The organism is Stenotrophomonas sp. FR012, from assembly GCF_047520565.2.
Classification (GTDB): Bacteria; Pseudomonadota; Gammaproteobacteria; order Xanthomonadales; family Xanthomonadaceae; genus Stenotrophomonas; species Stenotrophomonas sepilia.
This window is the reverse complement of sequence record NZ_JAXBQL020000015.1, coordinates 23,520-38,616: the sequence shown is the minus strand read 5'-3', so window position 1 is coordinate 38,616 and position 15,097 is coordinate 23,520. Positions and strand designations below refer to the sequence as shown.

15 protein-coding genes are annotated in these 15,097 nt (G+C 67.2%); 6 read left to right on the top strand and 9 right to left on the bottom strand.

Annotation, left to right across the window (positions count from 1 at the left end; all coding sequences use genetic code 11):
• Positions 1–117: 117 nt before the first annotated feature.
• The 7 genes from ACM0O9_RS18010 to prpB form a co-directional block, all read right to left on the bottom strand.
• Positions 118–1,578, bottom strand: a complete 1,461-nt coding sequence (locus ACM0O9_RS18010) for a bifunctional 2-methylcitrate dehydratase/aconitate hydratase (RefSeq protein WP_414604247.1) — start codon at positions 1,576–1,578, stop codon at positions 118–120.
• A 124-nt stretch (positions 1,579–1,702) separates the two neighbouring features.
• Positions 1,703–2,881, bottom strand: coding sequence for a 2-methylaconitate cis-trans isomerase PrpF (prpF, locus tag ACM0O9_RS18005; RefSeq protein ID WP_065196951.1), 1,179 nt, complete (start codon positions 2,879–2,881; stop codon positions 1,703–1,705).
• 3 nt (positions 2,882–2,884) lie between these two features.
• Positions 2,885–3,247: a type II toxin-antitoxin system RelE/ParE family toxin gene (locus ACM0O9_RS18000; protein ID WP_164229818.1), complete on the bottom strand. Its 363-nt coding sequence runs from the start codon at positions 3,245–3,247 to the stop codon at positions 2,885–2,887.
• Positions 3,244–3,486 carry a type II toxin-antitoxin system ParD family antitoxin gene (locus ACM0O9_RS17995; protein WP_139727505.1) on the bottom strand — a complete coding sequence of 81 codons (243 nt, stop codon included), beginning with the start codon at positions 3,484–3,486 and terminating at the stop codon, positions 3,244–3,246. Before ACM0O9_RS17995 ends, ACM0O9_RS18000 begins: the two co-directional genes overlap by 4 nt.
• A 100-nt stretch (positions 3,487–3,586) precedes the next feature.
• Entirely contained in the window at positions 3,587–6,205 is a 2,619-nt protein-coding gene (gene acnD / locus ACM0O9_RS17990; protein WP_065178213.1) for a Fe/S-dependent 2-methylisocitrate dehydratase AcnD, read from the bottom strand.
• Positions 6,206–6,302: 97 nt separating this feature from the next.
• Entirely contained in the window at positions 6,303–7,460 is a 1,158-nt protein-coding gene (prpC, locus tag ACM0O9_RS17985; RefSeq protein WP_005418357.1) for a bifunctional 2-methylcitrate synthase/citrate synthase, read from the bottom strand.
• Between the two features lie 35 nt (positions 7,461–7,495).
• Positions 7,496–8,389 (bottom strand): methylisocitrate lyase, encoded by an 894-nt coding sequence (gene prpB, locus ACM0O9_RS17980; RefSeq protein WP_005418360.1) that lies wholly within the window; start codon positions 8,387–8,389, stop codon positions 7,496–7,498.
• A gap of 154 nt (positions 8,390–8,543) precedes the next feature.
• Here prpB and prpR point away from each other — a divergent pair, with 154 nt between their 5' ends.
• Entirely contained in the window at positions 8,544–10,127 is a 1,584-nt protein-coding gene (gene prpR / locus ACM0O9_RS17975; protein WP_414604248.1) for a propionate catabolism operon regulatory protein PrpR, read from the top strand.
• 84 nt (positions 10,128–10,211) lie between these two features.
• On the opposite strand, the gene pdxH is transcribed toward prpR, so the two are convergent.
• Positions 10,212–10,811 (bottom strand): pyridoxamine 5'-phosphate oxidase, encoded by a 600-nt coding sequence (gene pdxH / locus ACM0O9_RS17970; protein WP_414604249.1) that lies wholly within the window; start codon positions 10,809–10,811, stop codon positions 10,212–10,214.
• 40 nt (positions 10,812–10,851) lie between these two features.
• On the opposite strand from pdxH, the gene ACM0O9_RS17965 reads away from it, so the two are divergent.
• Positions 10,852–11,679: a kinase gene (locus ACM0O9_RS17965; RefSeq protein ID WP_065178209.1), complete on the top strand. Its 828-nt coding sequence runs from the start codon at positions 10,852–10,854 to the stop codon at positions 11,677–11,679.
• A 6-nt stretch (positions 11,680–11,685) separates the two neighbouring features.
• Here the strand turns inward: ACM0O9_RS17965 and ACM0O9_RS17960 are convergent, their stop codons facing one another.
• Complete coding sequence (locus ACM0O9_RS17960; protein WP_005410663.1) at positions 11,686–11,889, bottom strand: dodecin family protein; 204 nt, start codon at positions 11,887–11,889, stop codon at positions 11,686–11,688.
• A 98-nt stretch (positions 11,890–11,987) separates the two neighbouring features.
• Here ACM0O9_RS17960 and ACM0O9_RS17955 point away from each other — a divergent pair, with 98 nt between their 5' ends.
• The 4 genes from ACM0O9_RS17955 (at position 11,988) to hemE (ending at position 15,089) form a co-directional block, all read left to right on the top strand.
• Positions 11,988–12,530, top strand: a complete 543-nt coding sequence (locus ACM0O9_RS17955) for a shikimate kinase (RefSeq protein WP_095378343.1) — start codon at positions 11,988–11,990, stop codon at positions 12,528–12,530.
• Complete coding sequence (gene aroB / locus ACM0O9_RS17950; protein ID WP_005418377.1) at positions 12,527–13,639, top strand: 3-dehydroquinate synthase; 1,113 nt, start codon at positions 12,527–12,529, stop codon at positions 13,637–13,639. The genes ACM0O9_RS17955 and aroB overlap by 4 nt, the downstream gene beginning before the upstream one ends.
• Before the next feature lie 102 nt (positions 13,640–13,741).
• Positions 13,742–13,981: a WGR domain-containing protein gene (locus tag ACM0O9_RS17945; RefSeq protein ID WP_053498927.1), complete on the top strand. Its 240-nt coding sequence runs from the start codon at positions 13,742–13,744 to the stop codon at positions 13,979–13,981.
• 25 nt (positions 13,982–14,006) lie between these two features.
• Positions 14,007–15,089 carry a uroporphyrinogen decarboxylase gene (hemE, locus tag ACM0O9_RS17940; protein WP_032954409.1) on the top strand — a complete coding sequence of 361 codons (1,083 nt, stop codon included), beginning with the start codon at positions 14,007–14,009 and terminating at the stop codon, positions 15,087–15,089.
• Positions 15,090–15,097 lie beyond the last annotated feature (8 nt).

Genomic DNA, 15,097 nt, shown 5'->3' with positions numbered 1-15,097 from the left:
TCAAGGCGTTGGCGCCCCGGCGGTCGGAAACCCGGTTCCGCCCGGGACCCGCTAGCCGCCAACCTTGGCTGGCGCCCCCCCACATGCCAACCAAGGTTGGCATCTACCAGAGCGGCCTCACCCCGGCTGGTACAGGTCCACATAGTCGGTCACCGGCATTGCCGCCAGCGCCACCGGATCCAGCGATGCCGCCAGGATGCGCTGCTGCTGGACTGTCGGGAAGCGGTGGGCCAGGTGCCGGCGGAACTTGTCCATCAGCAGCGGAATGCCTTCCTCCCGGCGTCGGGCATGGCCGAGCGGGTATTCCACCAGTACCTCGGGCAGCTCAGTACCGTCGCTGAAGCGCACGCCCAGGCCGTTGGCAATGCTGCGCTTGTCCGGGTCCAGGTAGTCGGCGCTGAGTTGCGGATCCTCATGGCAGGCCATCTTCGCCCGCAGGGCATCGATGCGTGGATCAGCGGCAACGTCGTCCTCGTAATCCTCGGCCACCAGCCGCCCGTGCAGCAGCGCGATGGCGACTATGTACTGCACGCAATGGTCGCGGTCGGCCGGGTTATGCAGCGGGCCCTGCTTGTCGATGATGCGGATGCAGGCTTCCTGGGTCCGGATCGCGATATGCGCGATGTCCTCGACCCGCCGCCCCATCGCACGCAACTGCTGGTGCAGCATGATGGCCGCCTCCACTGCGGTCTGGCCATGGAACTCGGCCGGGTAGCTGATCTTGAACAGCACGTTCTCCATCACGTAGCTGCCCAGCGGTCGCCCCAGCGTCAGTGCCTTGCCATGCATCGACACCGCTTCAAAGCCCCAGGTCGGCGCGCTGAGCACGCTGGGGTAGCCCATCTCGCCACTGGCCGCCATCAGCGCCAGGCGCACGCCACGGCTGGTCGCATCGCCAGCTGCCCAGCTCTTGCGCGAGCCGGTGTTGGGTGCGTGCCGGTAGGTGCGCAGGGACTGACCATCGACCCAGGCCAGCGACAACGCATTGAGCATGCGCTCGCGATCCAGGCCGAGCAGCTGCGCAACCACAGCGGTGGTGGCCACTTTGACCAGCACCACGTGGTCCAGCCCGACCCGGTTGAAGGAATTCTCCAGCGCCAGCACGCCCTGGATCTCGTGCGCCTTGATCATTGCCAGCAGCACGTCGCGCACGGTCGGAGGTGGGCGCCGCAGAGCCTGCGCGTTGCGCCCCAGCCAGTCGCAGACGGCAAGGATGCCACCCAGGTTGTCCGAAGGGTGCCCCCATTCGGCCGCCAGCCAGGTATCGTTGAAATCCAGCCAGCGCACCATCGCGCCGATGTTGAAGGCGGCCTGCACCGGGTCCAGCACGTAATGCGTACCCGGAACGCGCGCGCCGTTGACCACGCTGATGCCCGGCACCAGTGGACCAAGCAGTTTGCTGCAGGCCGGGAACGACAGCGCTTCCAGGCCGCAGCCCAGCGTGTCGAGCAGGCAGTGGTGCGCGGTCTGGAACGCCAGCGGTGAGTCGATGCGCGCGTCGCGCACGTAGTCGACGATGCCCACCAGCAGCGCATCCCACGCTGCACGCTCGTTAGATGGGGTGTGGCTGTCGGACATCATCGATCTCCTCGTTGCGGTGCACGGTCGCCCGTGCACCATGCCAACCAAGGTTGGCATCTACCAAAGCAATCTGTCTCTGCGGCCCGGTAGTCGCCAACCTTGGTTGGCGTTCACCAACGCATCACTCGACCGGTACCCGCACCTTGCCTTCCATCAGCACGCGGGCGCTGCGGCTCATGATGGCCTTGGTCACCGTCCATTGGCCGTCAACGAGACCGGCCTGCGCACCCACGCGCAACGTGCCGGAGGGATGGCCGAAGGTCACCGCTTCGCGTTCGCTGCCTCCAGCAGCGCGATTGACCAGCGTGCCCGGAATCGCTGCCGCGGTGCCGATCGCCACGGCAGCGGTACCCATCATCGCGTGGTGCAGCTTTCCCATCGACAACGCACGCGCATGCAGGTCGATCGCCGAGGCCGGAATGACCTTGCCACTGGACGACACGTAGTCCTGCGCCGGTGCCACGAAGGCCACCTTCGGCGTGTGCTGGCGGGTCGCCGCATCTTCCAGGTTCTTGATCAGCCCCATGCGCAAGGCGCCGTAGGCGCGGATCTTCTCGAAGCGCTCCAGCGCCCCCTTGTCCTCGTTGATCGCAGGCTGCAGTTCGGTGCCGGTGTAGCCCAGGTCGGCCGCATTGAGGAAGATGGTCGGAATGCCGGCGGTGATCATGGTCACCTCGAAACTGCCCACGCCCGGCACGTCCAGGGTGTCGACCAGGTTGCCGGTCGGGAACATCGCGCCCGCATCGCCGTCATCGGACGGATCGATGAACTCCAGCTGGATCTCGGCGGCCGGGAAGGTCACGCCATCCAGCTCGAAATCACCGGTCTCCTGCACTTCGCCATCGCGCATCGGCACGTGGGCGATGATGGTCTTGCCGATGTTGGCCTGCCAGATGCGCACGGTGCACAGGCCGTCGCGTGGCACGCGGGACGGATCGATCAGGCCGTTGGCGATCGCGAACGGACCCACCGCAGTGCTGAGGTTGCCGCAGTTGCCGCTCCAGTCGACGAAGGCGGTGTCGATCGAGACCTGGCCGTACAGGTAGTCCACATCGTGGTCCGGCACCGACGCGGTGGAAATGATCACGCATTTACTGGTGCTGGAGGTGGCGCCGCCCATGCCGTCGGTCTGCTTGCCATACGGATCGGGCGAGCCGATCACGCGCATCAGCAGCGCATCGCGTGCGGCGCCCGGCACCTGCGCGGCGTCGGGCAGGTCCTGCAGGCGGAAGAACACGCCCTTGCTGGTGCCACCGCGCATGTAGGTGGCGGGAATACGGAGTTGCGGGAGGAAAGTCATGGATCAGTATCCTGGGTGCGACGAACCAATATCGGGGTTGAGCTCCTCGTCTTCGAGCAGTGCTTCCATACCCCGCGAAGCATTCCAGATGCGCACGATGGAAACGTGCGCAAGTAGCTCCACGTAGTAGACCAGGTAGCCGTCGAAGCGACGAACCGGATGAAAACGCAACGGCGCTGGCAGCGAGGGCAACAGATCCGCATGCAATGTGGAACCAGCACCCGGGTGAGCCTCGATCAGCTTGACGACGGACTCCACCGCATCGATGAAGCCGACTTCCAGCACTTCTCCGCCCTGATCTGCATACCAGGCTGCTGCCTGGTCGAGATCTAGAACCGCTGCAGGAGACCAGTGCGAAGGTCTCACTTGCGGTTCCGAGCACGCTCACGGAGCTTGTCGAAGTGATCCGGCGCCAGAGGCGCCGAAGGACCAGAAGACAGCCCCTCGGCAATCAGCTGCTTGAGCAGTTCTTCGGCCTTGCTGCGCTGGCGCTGGCGGATCAGGTCGCGCACATAGTCCGACGTGCTGGAGTAGCCGCCTTCGCGCACTTCTTCGTCCACGAACTGCTTGAGCGGATCAGTCAGCGAAATGTTCATGGTGGCCATGAGACTCTCCATTGGCAGTTTTTGCCAAGTCAGTGTGCGCCCTGCCCAGGTGTCGGACAAGCCCGCCCCCGGCCTCCGGGGGCAGGCATTCAGGCCGGTATCACGCCACCTTGGCGCCTTCCAGGAAGTCCTGCGCGAAGCGCTGCAACACGCCACCGGCCTCGTAGATCGCCACTTCCTCGTCGCTGTCCAGGCGGCAGGTGACCGGCACGATCACGTCCTGGCCGTCGCGGCGGTGGATGACCAGCGTCAGCTCGGCGCGCGGGGTGCGCTCGCCGACCACGTCGAAGGTCTCGGTGCCATCGATGCCCAGGGTCAGGCGGGTGGTGCCCGGCTTGAACTCCAGCGGCAGCACGCCCATGCCGATCAGGTTGGTACGGTGAATCCGCTCGAAGCCCTCGGCCACGATCGCCTCCACGCCAGCCAGGCGCACGCCCTTGGCGGCCCAGTCACGCGAGCTGCCCTGGCCGTAGTCGGCACCGGCAATGATGATCAGCGGCTGCTTGCGCTCCATGTAGGTCTCGATGGCTTCCCACATGCGCATCACCTTGCCTTCCGGCTCCACGCGCGCCAGCGAACCCTGCTTCACGCTGCCGTCGTCGTTGCGCACCATCTCGTTGAACAGCTTCGGGTTGGCGAAGGTGGCGCGCTGCGCGGTCAGGTGGTCGCCGCGGTGGGTCGCGTAGGAATTGAAGTCCTCTTCGGGCAGGCCCATCTTCGCCAGATACTCACCGGCGGCACTGGAGGCCAGGATCGCGTTGGACGGCGACAGGTGGTCGGTGGTGATGTTGTCCGGCAGCACCGCCAGCGGGCGCATGCCCGACAGCGTGCGCTCACCGGCCAGTGCGCCCTCCCAGTACGGCGGGCGACGGATATAGGTGCTCTGCGGGCGCCAGTCGTACAGCGGGCTGACCGTCGCGCCGTGCTCCACGCGCACATTGAACATCGGGTTGTAGACGCGGCGGAACTGCTCCGGCTTGACCGAGGCCTTGACCACGGCGTCGATCTCGGCGTCGCTCGGCCAGATGTCCTTCAGGCGCACCTCGTTGCCGTCGGCGTCCACGCCCAGCACGTCCTTCTCGATGTCAAAGCGCACGGTGCCGGCGATGGCATAGGCGATCACCAGCGGCGGCGACGCCAGGAAGGCCTGCTTCGCATACGGGTGGATGCGGCCATCGAAGTTGCGGTTGCCCGACAGCACAGCCGTGGCGTACAGGTCACGGTCGATGATCTCCTGCTGGATGGCCGGATCGAGCGCGCCGCTCATGCCGTTGCAGGTGGTGCAGGCGAAGGCGACGATGCCGAAGCCCAGCTTTTCCAGGTCCGGCAGCAGGCCGGCCTCTTCCAGGTACAGCTGCACCGCCTTCGAGCCGGGCGCCAACGATGACTTCACCCACGGCTTGCGCAGCAGGCCGCGCTCGTTGGCCTTGCGTGCCAGCAGGCCGGCAGCGATCACGTTGCGCGGGTTGGAGGTGTTGGTGCAGCTGGTGATGGCGGCGATGATCACCGCGCCATCCGGCATCAGCCCCTGTGCCTGCTCGGCCTTGCCCGCTGCCAGCTTGGCCTCGTCGGCGATGCCGCGCTCGGCCAGCTCGGCGGTCGCCACGCGCTTGTGCGGGTTGGACGGGCCGGCCATGTTGCGCACCACGCTGGACAGGTCGAAGCGCAGCACGCGCTCATACTGTGCGGTGGCCAGGTCGTCAGCCCACAGGCCGGTGGTGCGCGCATAGTTTTCCACCAGCGCCACCTGCGATTCCTCGCGCCCGGTCAGGCGCAGGTAATCGATGGTCTGCCCGTCGATGTAGAACATCGCGGCGGTGGCGCCGTATTCGGGGCACATGTTGGAGATGGTGGCGCGGTCACCGATGGTCAGTGCCGCCGCTCCCTCGCCGAAGAATTCAAGGTACGCGCCGACCACGCGCTCCTTGCGCAGGAATTCGGTCAGCGCCAGCACCACGTCGGTGGCGGTGATGCCCGGCTGCGGCCTGCCGGTCAGCTCGACGCCGATGATATCCGGCAGTCGCATCCACGAGGCACGACCGAGCATCACGTTCTCGGCTTCCAGGCCGCCCACACCAATGGCGATCACGCCCAGCGCATCCACGTGCGGGGTGTGGCTGTCGGTGCCCACGCAGGTGTCGGGGAAGGCTACGCCGTCCTGCACGTAGATCACCGGCGACATCTTCTCCAGGTTGATCTGGTGCATGATGCCGTTGCCCGGCGGAATCACGTCCACGTTCTCGAACGCCAGCTTGGTCCAGTCGATGAAGTGGAAGCGGTCTTCGTTGCGGCGATCCTCGATCGCGCGGTTCTTCTCGAACGCCTGCGGATCGAAACCACCACACTCCACCGCCAGCGAGTGATCGACGATCAGCTGCACCGGCACCACCGGATTCACCTTGGCCGGGTCGCCGCCCTTGTCGGCGATCGCATCACGCAGGCCAGCCAGGTCGACCAGTGCGGTCTGGCCGAGGATGTCGTGGCACACAACGCGCGCCGGGAACCACGGGAAATCCAGGTCACGGCGGCGCTCGATCAGCTGCTTCAGCGAATCGGCGAGCGTGGCCGGATCGCAGCGGCGTACCAGGTTCTCGGCCAGCACGCGCGAGGTGTACGGCAGGGTGGCATAGGCGCCGGGCTGGATTGCATCGACGGCGGCGCGCGCGTCGAAATAGTCCAGCGCGCTGCCGGGGAGGTTCTTGCGGTAATCGGTATTCATGGGCTGGCGGAATGCTTGGGGCGGGCCGGGTGCCGGCGGTGCGGCGGCGAAAGCATCCGGCCGGCACGCGGCCGGCCGGATGGGGACAGCAGGTGGATCAGACGCGCTTGTCGATGGCGACGAAGTCGCGGTCTTCCGGACCGATGTAATTGGCGCTCGGGCGGATGATCTTGCCGTCGATGCGCTGCTCGATGATGTGCGCGCTCCAGCCGGCGGTGCGCGCGATCACGAACAGCGGGGTGAACATCGCGGTCGGCACGCCCATCATGTGGTAGCTGACGGCGCTGAACCAGTCCAGGTTCGGGAACATCTTCTTGATGTCCCACATCACCGATTCCAGGCGCTCGGCGATGTCGTACATCTTCATGCTCGACTGTTCTTCGGACAGCTCGCGGGCCACGTCCTTGATCACCTTGTTGCGCGGATCGGAGACGGTATAGACCGGATGGCCGAAGCCGATCACCACTTCCTTGCGCTCGACGCGGGCCTTGATGTCTTCCTCGGCCTCATCCGGATTGTCGTAGCGCTTCTGCACTTCGAACGCCACTTCATTGGCGCCGCCGTGCTTCGGGCCACGCAGTGCGCCGATGCCACCGCAGATCGCGCTGTACATGTCGCTGCCGGTACCGGCGATGACACGACAGGTGAAGGTCGAGGCGTTGAACTCGTGTTCTGCGTACAGGATCAGCGAGGTGTGCATCGCCTTCACCCACGAGTCCTGCGGCTTCTCGCCGTGCAGCAGGTGCAGGAAGTGGCCACCGATCGAGTCATCGTCGGTTTCCACGTCGATGGCACGGCCGTTGTGGCTCCAGTGGTACCAGTACAGCAGCATCGAGCCGAGGCAGGCCATCAGCTTGTCGGCAATGTCGCGCGCGCCCGGATGATTGTGGTCATCCTTCTCCGGCGCCACGCAGCCGAGCACGGACACACCGGTGCGCATCACGTCCATCGGGTGTGCCGACGGCGGCAGTTCTTCCAGTGCGGCCTTCACCGCGGCCGGGATGCCACGCAGCGACTTCAGCTTGGCCTTGTACGAAACCAGCTCGGCGCGGGTTGGCAGCTTGCCGTGCACCAGCAGGTAGGCGATTTCCTCGAACTCGCTGGTGTTGGCCAGGTCCAGGATGTCGTAGCCACGGTAATGCAGGTCGTTGCCACTGCGGCCCACGCTGCACAGCGCGGTGTTGCCGGCGGCGGTGCCGGACAGGGCGACGGACTTCTTCGGCTTGAAGGTCGGGGTTGCGGTCGTATCGTTCATGTTTCCCTCCGAAACTTGATGGTGCAGGGTACTGCTTATTTCTTGGCGGCGAACAGCGCATCGAGCTGCTGCTCGAAGGCGTGGTAGCCGATGCGGTCGTAGAGTTCTTCGCGGGTCTGCATGGTTTCCACCACGTTGCGCTGGTGGCCATCGCGGCGCACCGCCTGGTAGACGTTCTCGGCCGCCTTGTTGGCCGCGCGGAACGCCGACAGCGGGAACAGCTGGATCGCAACACCGGCCGAAGCCAGTTCATCGCGGCTGAACAGCGGGGTGGCACCGAATTCGGTGATGTTGGCCAGCACCGGCACCTTCACCGCGTCGACGAAGCGACGGTAGGTGTCCAGGTCGTAGGCCGCCTCGGCGAAGATACCGTCGGCACCGGCCTCGACACAGGCAATGGCGCGCTCGATGGCCTTGTCCACGCCGTCCACCTGGATGGCGTCGGTACGCGCGATCAGGAAGAAGTCCGGATCGGTCTTGGCATCGGCGGCAGCCTTCACGCGGTCGACCATTTCACCCTGCGAGACGATCTCCTTGCCCGGACGGTGACCGCAGCGCTTGGCGCCAACCTGGTCTTCGATGTGGCAGGCGGCCGCGCCGGCCTTGATCAGCGATTTCACGGTGCGCGCGATGTTGAACGCACTCGGCCCGAAGCCGGTATCGATGTCCACCATCAGCGGCAGGTCGCAGACATCGGTGATGCGGCGCACGTCCACCAGCACGTCTTCCAGGGTGTTGATGCCCAGGTCCGGCAGGCCCAGCGAGCCCGCGGCAACACCGCCGCCGGACAGATAGATGGCGCGGAAGCCGGCGCGCTTGGCCAGCAGGGCGTGGTTGGCGTTGATGGCGCCGATCACCTGCAGCGGCGATTCGGCAGCAAGCGCCTCACGGAAGCGGGCACCGGCGGAGAAAGGGGCGGAAGCGGTCATGCGGCAATCCAGGTTGGAGAACGGATAGGTAGGCGCAAGCACCATGCCAAGCTGCAAGCCGTTGATTTCACGGGGATGACCGCCACGCAATAGTGAAACGTATGAAACACTGAAACGGATGTATCATGAAACATCACGTCGACCTCCAGCCGCCATGTACCTGCCCCGCTCACCCCTGCGCCACGCCGACACCGACCCCGGTCGCCCGGTGATCTGGACGGTCAGCGTCTCGCGCCTGACCGGCCTGCTCGGCGATGTCATTCCCGAATTCGATCGACGCGCGCGCATCGAGCAGATCAACCTAGGTTTCGAGGAAGCGGTAGATGTGATCGGTCAACGCCTGCGCCGCGAGCATTGCGACGTGGTCATCGCCGGCGGCTCCAACGCGGCCTGGCTGCGCGGTCGGCTGGAGCTGCCACTGGTGCCGATCCAGGCCAATGGCTTCGACCTGATGGAAGCGTTGGCCCGTGCCCGCCGCATCGCCAGCCGCATCGGCCTGGTCACCCACGCCAGCGACGTACCGGCGTTCAGCAACTTCCAGCAGAGTTTCGGCCTGGATATCGAGCACCGCCGCTTCGTCACCCGCGAGGATGCGCGCGACTGCATCGCCGACCTGCGCGCCAACGGCATCGAGGTCATCGTCGGCACCGGCATGGCCATCGACCATGCCGAGCAGGCCGGCCTGCCGGGGGTACTGCTCTATTCGGCCGACTCGGTGCGGCAGGCGTTTGAACATGCGCTGGAGCTGACCCAGGCGCTGGCCCGCTCCAGCGGCAACCGAGCCGCCCCGCGCCGGCGCCCGGCAGCGCGTGCCGACACGCATGAACTGCTCGGCGACAGCCAAGCGATGGCCCAGGTGCGCGCACAGATCGCGCTCTACGCACCGCACGACAGCACGGTGCTGGTCACCGGCGAAACCGGCACCGGCAAGGAACTGGTAGCGCGTCAACTGCACGCCGCCAGCGGCCGTCGCGGGCGCTTCGTGGCGCTGAATTGCGGCGCCATCAGCGAATCACTGCTGGAAGCCGAACTGTTTGGCTACAGCGATGGTGCCTTCACTGGTGCACGGCGCGGTGGTCGCGTGGGCCTGGTCGAGGCCGCCGATGGCGGTACGTTGTTCCTGGATGAGATCGGCGAACTGCCGCTGCCGTTGCAGACCCGCCTGCTGCGCGTGCTGGAAGAACGCGAGGTGCTGCGTGTCGGCGCTACCGAACCGACCGCAGTCGACCTGCGCGTGGTGGCCGCCACCCTGCAGTCGCTGGAGCAGCGCGCGGCGACCGGCAGCTTCCGTCGCGACCTGTATTACCGGCTGGCCGCGCTACGCATCGCCCTGCCCCCGCTGCGTGCGCGGCGCAGTGACATCCCGCTGCTGGCACAGCACTTCTTCCGCCAGCTGCGTGGCATCGACGCGCCATTGGATGAGGATGCACTGGCGTTGCTGAACGCGGCCGAGTGGCCGGGAAACGTGCGCGAACTGCGCAATCTGGTGGATCGACTACGCATCCACTGGCAGCCGGCTGAAGGGCCTATTGATGCTTCGCGACTGCTGCAGCTTGCGCCCGAGCTGGCAAGCGAAGGCGCGACGGCACTGCCGCTGGAAAGCAACGGCAAACGCCCGCCGCGTGCGCAGCTGGAAGCATTGCTGCAGGAACATCGCAATGACCGCGAGGGCATGGCACAGGCGCTGGGCGTATCACGCACCACGCTATGGCGCTGGCTGCGCGCGGAGGGTCTGTAGAGCCGAGCCCATGCTCGGCTGCTTCTGCAGGGACAACAGCCGAGCATGGGCTCGGCTCTACAGCAGCCCCGGCACCGCCCTGACTTACGGATACAGCAGTCGCTTGCTCCAGCGCCCTTCAGCACCGGCTTCATAGCACCAGCGCTCGTGCAGGCGGAACTGCGCGCCGTACCAGAACTCGATGCGGTTAGGCACCACGCGCAGGCCGCTCCAGCCGTCCGGGCGCGGCACGTCCTGGCCCTCGAAGCGGGCTTCGACCTCGGCCACGCGCGCGTCGAATTCCTCGCGCGTGGCCAGCGTCTTCGACTGCTGCGAAGCCCAGGCGCCGATCTGGCTCATCCGCGGGCGGCTGGCGAAATAGGCGTCGGCCTCGGCATCGGCCACCTGCTCGACGCGACCCTCGATGCGCACCTGGATGCCGGCCTCGCGCAGGCTGCGCCACAGGAACAGCAGTGCAGCCTGCGGATTGGCCTGCAGCTCCCGGCCCTTGTGGCTGTCCAGGTGGGTGTAGAACACGAAGCCACGCTCATCGAACGCCTTCAGCAGCACGGTGCGCGCCGACGGACGGCCGTGCGTATCGGCGGTGGCCACGGTCATGGCGTTCGGCTCGACCTCGCGGCTCTGCCTGGCCTCTTCGAACAGGCTGGCAAACGTGGACAGGGCTTCGGCGTACAGGTCGCTCATGATTGCGTTCTTCTCACACGGATTGGGCTATTGTGGCTGCATGGCCGCTGCTGCGTATATGCCCCAGGTGAAAGGATTCCCCGAAACATTGGCCGAACAGGTGCTGGACGACGCACTGGGCAGTGGCGCAGCGGTTCCAGTATTGGCGATCAGCGGCCTGCAGGGGAGCGGCAAATCGACGCTGGCCGCGCAGGTCGTGGCCCGCGCCCAGGCACGCGGCCTGAACGCCGCCACGCTGTCGATCGACGACGTCTACCTGACCCGCGCACAGCGGCAGCGGCTGGCCCGCCAGGTGCATCCACTGCTGATCACCCGGGGCCCGCCGGGCACCCATGACCTGCCGCTGGCCCACGCAGTGCTGGATGCGGTGGCCGCGCGCCAGCCCTTCGCGATGCCGCGTTTCGACAAGCTGGCCGACGAACGCCTGCCCGAAGCGCAATGGCCGCACCTGCACCAACCGCTGGACCTGCTGGTGTTCGAAGGCTGGTTTCTGGGCACGCCCGCGCAGGATGACAACGCGCTGGACAGCCCGTTGAACGCGCTGGAGCGCGAGGCCGACGCCGATGGCCGCTGGCGGCGCTGGTGCAACCAGGCGCTGGCCCGCGACTACCCGGCGCTGTGGCAGCGCTACGACCGGCTATGGTTCCTGCAGCCGCCGGATTTCTCGGTGGTACCGCGCTGGCGCTGGCAGCAGGAGCAGAACCTGCAGGCCTTTCAGCCAGGCCGGCACGGCATGAGCCGGCCACAGCTGGAACGCTTCGTGCAGTACTACGAGCGGGTCAGCCGGCAGGCACTGCGGGCGCTGCCGGCGCTTGCCGATCACGTGGTGGTCCTGGACGGCCAGCGACAGGTGCAGGACGTGCGCTGAGCACGCCTATTCCACCAGGAAGGTCACCCGCAGGTTGACCCGCCATTCGGTGATCTCGCCGCTGCCATTGGTGACCACCTTGGTCTCGTTCACCCAGGCGCCCTGGATGCCCTTGACCGTCTCGGAGACCTTCTTCAGCCCGCTGCGCACGGCGTCCTCCACGCTCTTCGGCGAGGAGGCGGTGATTTCGATGACCTTGGCGACCGTCATGGCCTGTACTCCGGCTGGCGCGGGAGACCCCGCTGGAACGCCTACCCTGACGTGAAGAACGTAAAGGCCAGGGCACGGAGGTGTTAGCATCAGAGGGCATGAATCCTGCTCCGAACCTGATCCTGATCGGCCCGATGGGCGCCGGCAAAACCTGCATCGGCCGCCGCTTGGCCGAGCGCTTCACGCTGGACTTCGTCGATGTCGACCAGGCCATCGTCGATGCCGCCGGTGCCAGCATCCCGACCATCTTCGAGCACGCCGGCGAAGCCGGTTTCCGCAACCATGAACGCGAGGCCCTGGCCCGTGTGCTGGAAGGCCGCGGCCAGCTGGTCTCCACCGGCGGCGGCGCGGTGCTGGACCCCGACAACCGTGCACTGATCGCCCGCCGCGGCTTCGTGGTCTACCTGCGGGTCAGCGTGACCGCGCAGCTGGAACGCCTGGCCCGCGACAAGGGCCGGCCGCTGCTGCAACGCCCGGACCGCGAGCAGGTGCTGCACGACCTGGCCGCACACCGCGACCCGCTATACCGCGAACTGGCCGACCTCACCCTCGATACCGACCCGTACACCGCTGCCGATGCGACTGCCCAGCTGGTGGTCAAGCTGGCCTCGCAATGGCAGCGCCAGGACCTGACTGCATGACTTCCCCCGCCCTGCTGCAGGTCGCCGTTGGCGGCGACCGCCCCTACACCATCACCATCGGCGCCGGTGCCCAGGCCGATGGCGCTGCACTGGCCGCGCACGTTCGCGGCCGCCACGTGCTGCTGCTCAGCGACAGCGAAGTCGCCCCGCGCTATCTGGCACCGGTGAAGCAGACCCTGCTGGCCGCGCGCCCCGACCTGATCATCGGCGAGCACGTGCTGGCCGCCGGTGAGGCCTCCAAGACGCTGGCCGAATTCGGCCGCGCGATCGAAGCGCTTGCGGCGCTCGGCGCCACGCGCGACGCCTGTGTCTTCGCCCTCGGCGGCGGCGTGGTCGGTGACCTTGCCGGATTTGCCGCCGCCTGCTGGATGCGCGGCGTGGACTGCGTGCAGCTGCCGACCACCCTGCTGGCGATGGTCGATTCGTCGGTGGGCGGCAAGACCGCCGTCGACATCCCGGCCGGCAAGAACCTGGTCGGCGCCTTCCATCCGCCGCGTGCGGTCATCGCAGATACCCGCGTGCTGGCCACCCTGCCGCCGCGCGAACTGCGTGCAGGCCTGGCCGAAGTGGTGAAGTACGGTGCGCTGGGCGACGCGGTGTTCTTCGAATGGCTGCAGCAGCATGCCGATGCGCTGGTCGCCGGTGAAGACCACGTGCTTTCCGAAGCCATCGCGCGCAGCTGCCGGCACAAGGCCGCCATCGTCGAGCGCGATCCGTTCGAGAAGGGCGAACGTGCCCTGCTCAACCTCGGGCATACCTTCGGCCATGCCATCGAAACCGAGCAGGGCTACTCGGCTCCAGGCCGCGATGCGCTGAACCATGGCGAGGCGGTGGCGGTGGGCATGGTGCTGGCGGCGAAGCTGTCCACCGACCTCGGCCTGGCCGACGATGCCGACCGCGCTCGCCTGCAGGCACTGTTGGAACGCCTCGGCCTGCCGGTGGCGATCCCGGCCGGGCTGGACCCGCAGGCCCTGCTCGGCCGCATGCGCCTGGACAAGAAGAACGTGGCCGGCCGCCTGCGCCTGGTGCTGTGGCGCGGCATGGGCCGCGCCGAAGTGGTGCCGGACGTCGATGAGGCGGCGGTACTGAAGGTGCTGTCAGCCAGGTAGAGCCGGCCGCTGGCCGGCTCCTCCACGCATGAAGTTGCCGGCCAGCGGCCGGCACTACCACGTTGCGGCAGGGGTCACCCCTGCCCCGCTACAATCGGCGCCATGCACGTCTACCTGCAACATCCCGACGCCGGTGCGCAGGCACCGCGTTTCCTGCGCCTGAGCCTGCAGCCGGACCTGTTCGGCGGCTGGGAGCTGCTGCGCGAGAGCGGCCGCGTCGGCAGCCGCTCGCAGCTGCGGCGCGAGCTGTTCCTGCAGGCCGACGACGCCCGCCACGCCTTCGAGAAGGCCCGCGATGCCGAACTGCATCGCGGCTTCCAGATCCTTTCGCACGGCGACTGACGCCGCTGCTCCTCCCGTCCAAGGAATGCCCATCGTGACCAGCCCTCTCCGCAACGATCGCCTGCTGCGCGCCCTGCGCCGCGAACCGGTGGACTGCACCCCCGTCTGGCTGATGCGCCAGGCCGGCCGCTACCTGCCGGAATACCGCGCGACCCGGGCCAAGGCCGGTAGCTTCCTGGCCATGGCCAAGACCCCGGAGATCGCCTGCGAAGTCACCCTGCAGCCGCTGCGCCGGTTCCCCCTGGACGCAGCCATCCTGTTCTCGGACATCCTCACCATTCCCGATGCGATGGGCCTGGAGCTGTACTTCGTCGAAGGCGAAGGCCCGAAGTTCCGCCATCCGGTGCGTGATGAAGCGGCCATCGCCAAGCTGGCGGTGCCGGACATGGAGCAGGACCTGGGCTACGTGATGGATGCGGTACGCCTGATCCGCCGCGAGCTGGACGGCCAGGTGCCGCTGATCGGCTTCTCCGGCAGCCCCTGGACGCTGGCCTGCTACATGGTGGAAGGCGGCGGCAGCAAGGATTTCGCACGCATCAAGGCGATGGCGCTGAACCATCCGCAGGCGCTGCACCGCCTGCTGGAGGTCACCACCGAAGCGGTGATCGCCTACCTCGGTGCGCAACGCGCGGCCGGTGCGCAGGCGCTGCAGGTGTTCGACACCTGGGGTGGCGTGCTGTCCCCGGCGATGTACCGCGAGTTCTCGCTGCGTTACCTGCAGCGGATTGCACAGGGCCTGGATCGCGGCGAAGGCAGCGAGCGCACGCCGCTGATCCTGTTCGGCAAGGGCACCGGCCTGCACCTGGAAGCACTGTCGCAGACCGGCGCCGATGCACTTGGCCTGGACTGGACGCTGGACCTGGACGAAGCAATGCGCCGCACCGGTGGTCGCGTCGCGCTGCAGGGCAACCTCGACCCGACCACGCTGTACGCCTCGCCGGATGCGATCGCCACGGCCGCAGCGCGCGTGCTCGACACCTATGCCGCCGGCAACGGCGGCTCGCGCGAAGGCCATGTGTTCAACCTCGGCCACGGCATGTCGCCGGACATGGACCCGGCGCATGTGCAGGTCCTGGTCGACGCGGTGCACGCGCACAGCCAACGCTGAGCATTCCG

Excerpts from the sequence above, each read along its gene's own strand:
- ACM0O9_RS18010 (WP_414604247.1), bottom strand. The coding sequence starts at position 1,578 with ATGTCCGACAGCCACACCCCATCTAACGAGCGTGCAGCGTGGGATGCG.
- prpF (WP_065196951.1), bottom strand. The coding sequence starts at position 2,881 with ATGACTTTCCTCCCGCAACTCCGTATTCCCGCCACCTACATGCGCGGT.
- ACM0O9_RS17995 (WP_139727505.1), bottom strand. The coding sequence starts at position 3,486 with ATGGCCACCATGAACATTTCGCTGACTGATCCGCTCAAGCAGTTCGTG.
- acnD (WP_065178213.1), bottom strand. The coding sequence starts at position 6,205 with ATGAATACCGATTACCGCAAGAACCTCCCCGGCAGCGCGCTGGACTAT.
- prpC (WP_005418357.1), bottom strand. The coding sequence starts at position 7,460 with ATGAACGATACGACCGCAACCCCGACCTTCAAGCCGAAGAAGTCCGTC.
- prpB (WP_005418360.1), bottom strand. The coding sequence starts at position 8,389 with ATGACCGCTTCCGCCCCTTTCTCCGCCGGTGCCCGCTTCCGTGAGGCG.
- prpR (WP_414604248.1), top strand. The coding sequence starts at position 8,544 with ATGTACCTGCCCCGCTCACCCCTGCGCCACGCCGACACCGACCCCGGT.
- pdxH (WP_414604249.1), bottom strand. The coding sequence starts at position 10,811 with ATGAGCGACCTGTACGCCGAAGCCCTGTCCACGTTTGCCAGCCTGTTC.
- ACM0O9_RS17965 (WP_065178209.1), top strand. The coding sequence starts at position 10,852 with ATGGCCGCTGCTGCGTATATGCCCCAGGTGAAAGGATTCCCCGAAACA.
- ACM0O9_RS17960 (WP_005410663.1), bottom strand. The coding sequence starts at position 11,889 with ATGACGGTCGCCAAGGTCATCGAAATCACCGCCTCCTCGCCGAAGAGC.
- ACM0O9_RS17955 (WP_095378343.1), top strand. The coding sequence starts at position 11,988 with ATGAATCCTGCTCCGAACCTGATCCTGATCGGCCCGATGGGCGCCGGC.
- aroB (WP_005418377.1), top strand. The coding sequence starts at position 12,527 with ATGACTTCCCCCGCCCTGCTGCAGGTCGCCGTTGGCGGCGACCGCCCC.
- ACM0O9_RS17945 (WP_053498927.1), top strand. The coding sequence starts at position 13,742 with ATGCACGTCTACCTGCAACATCCCGACGCCGGTGCGCAGGCACCGCGT.
- hemE (WP_032954409.1), top strand. The coding sequence starts at position 14,007 with ATGCCCATCGTGACCAGCCCTCTCCGCAACGATCGCCTGCTGCGCGCC.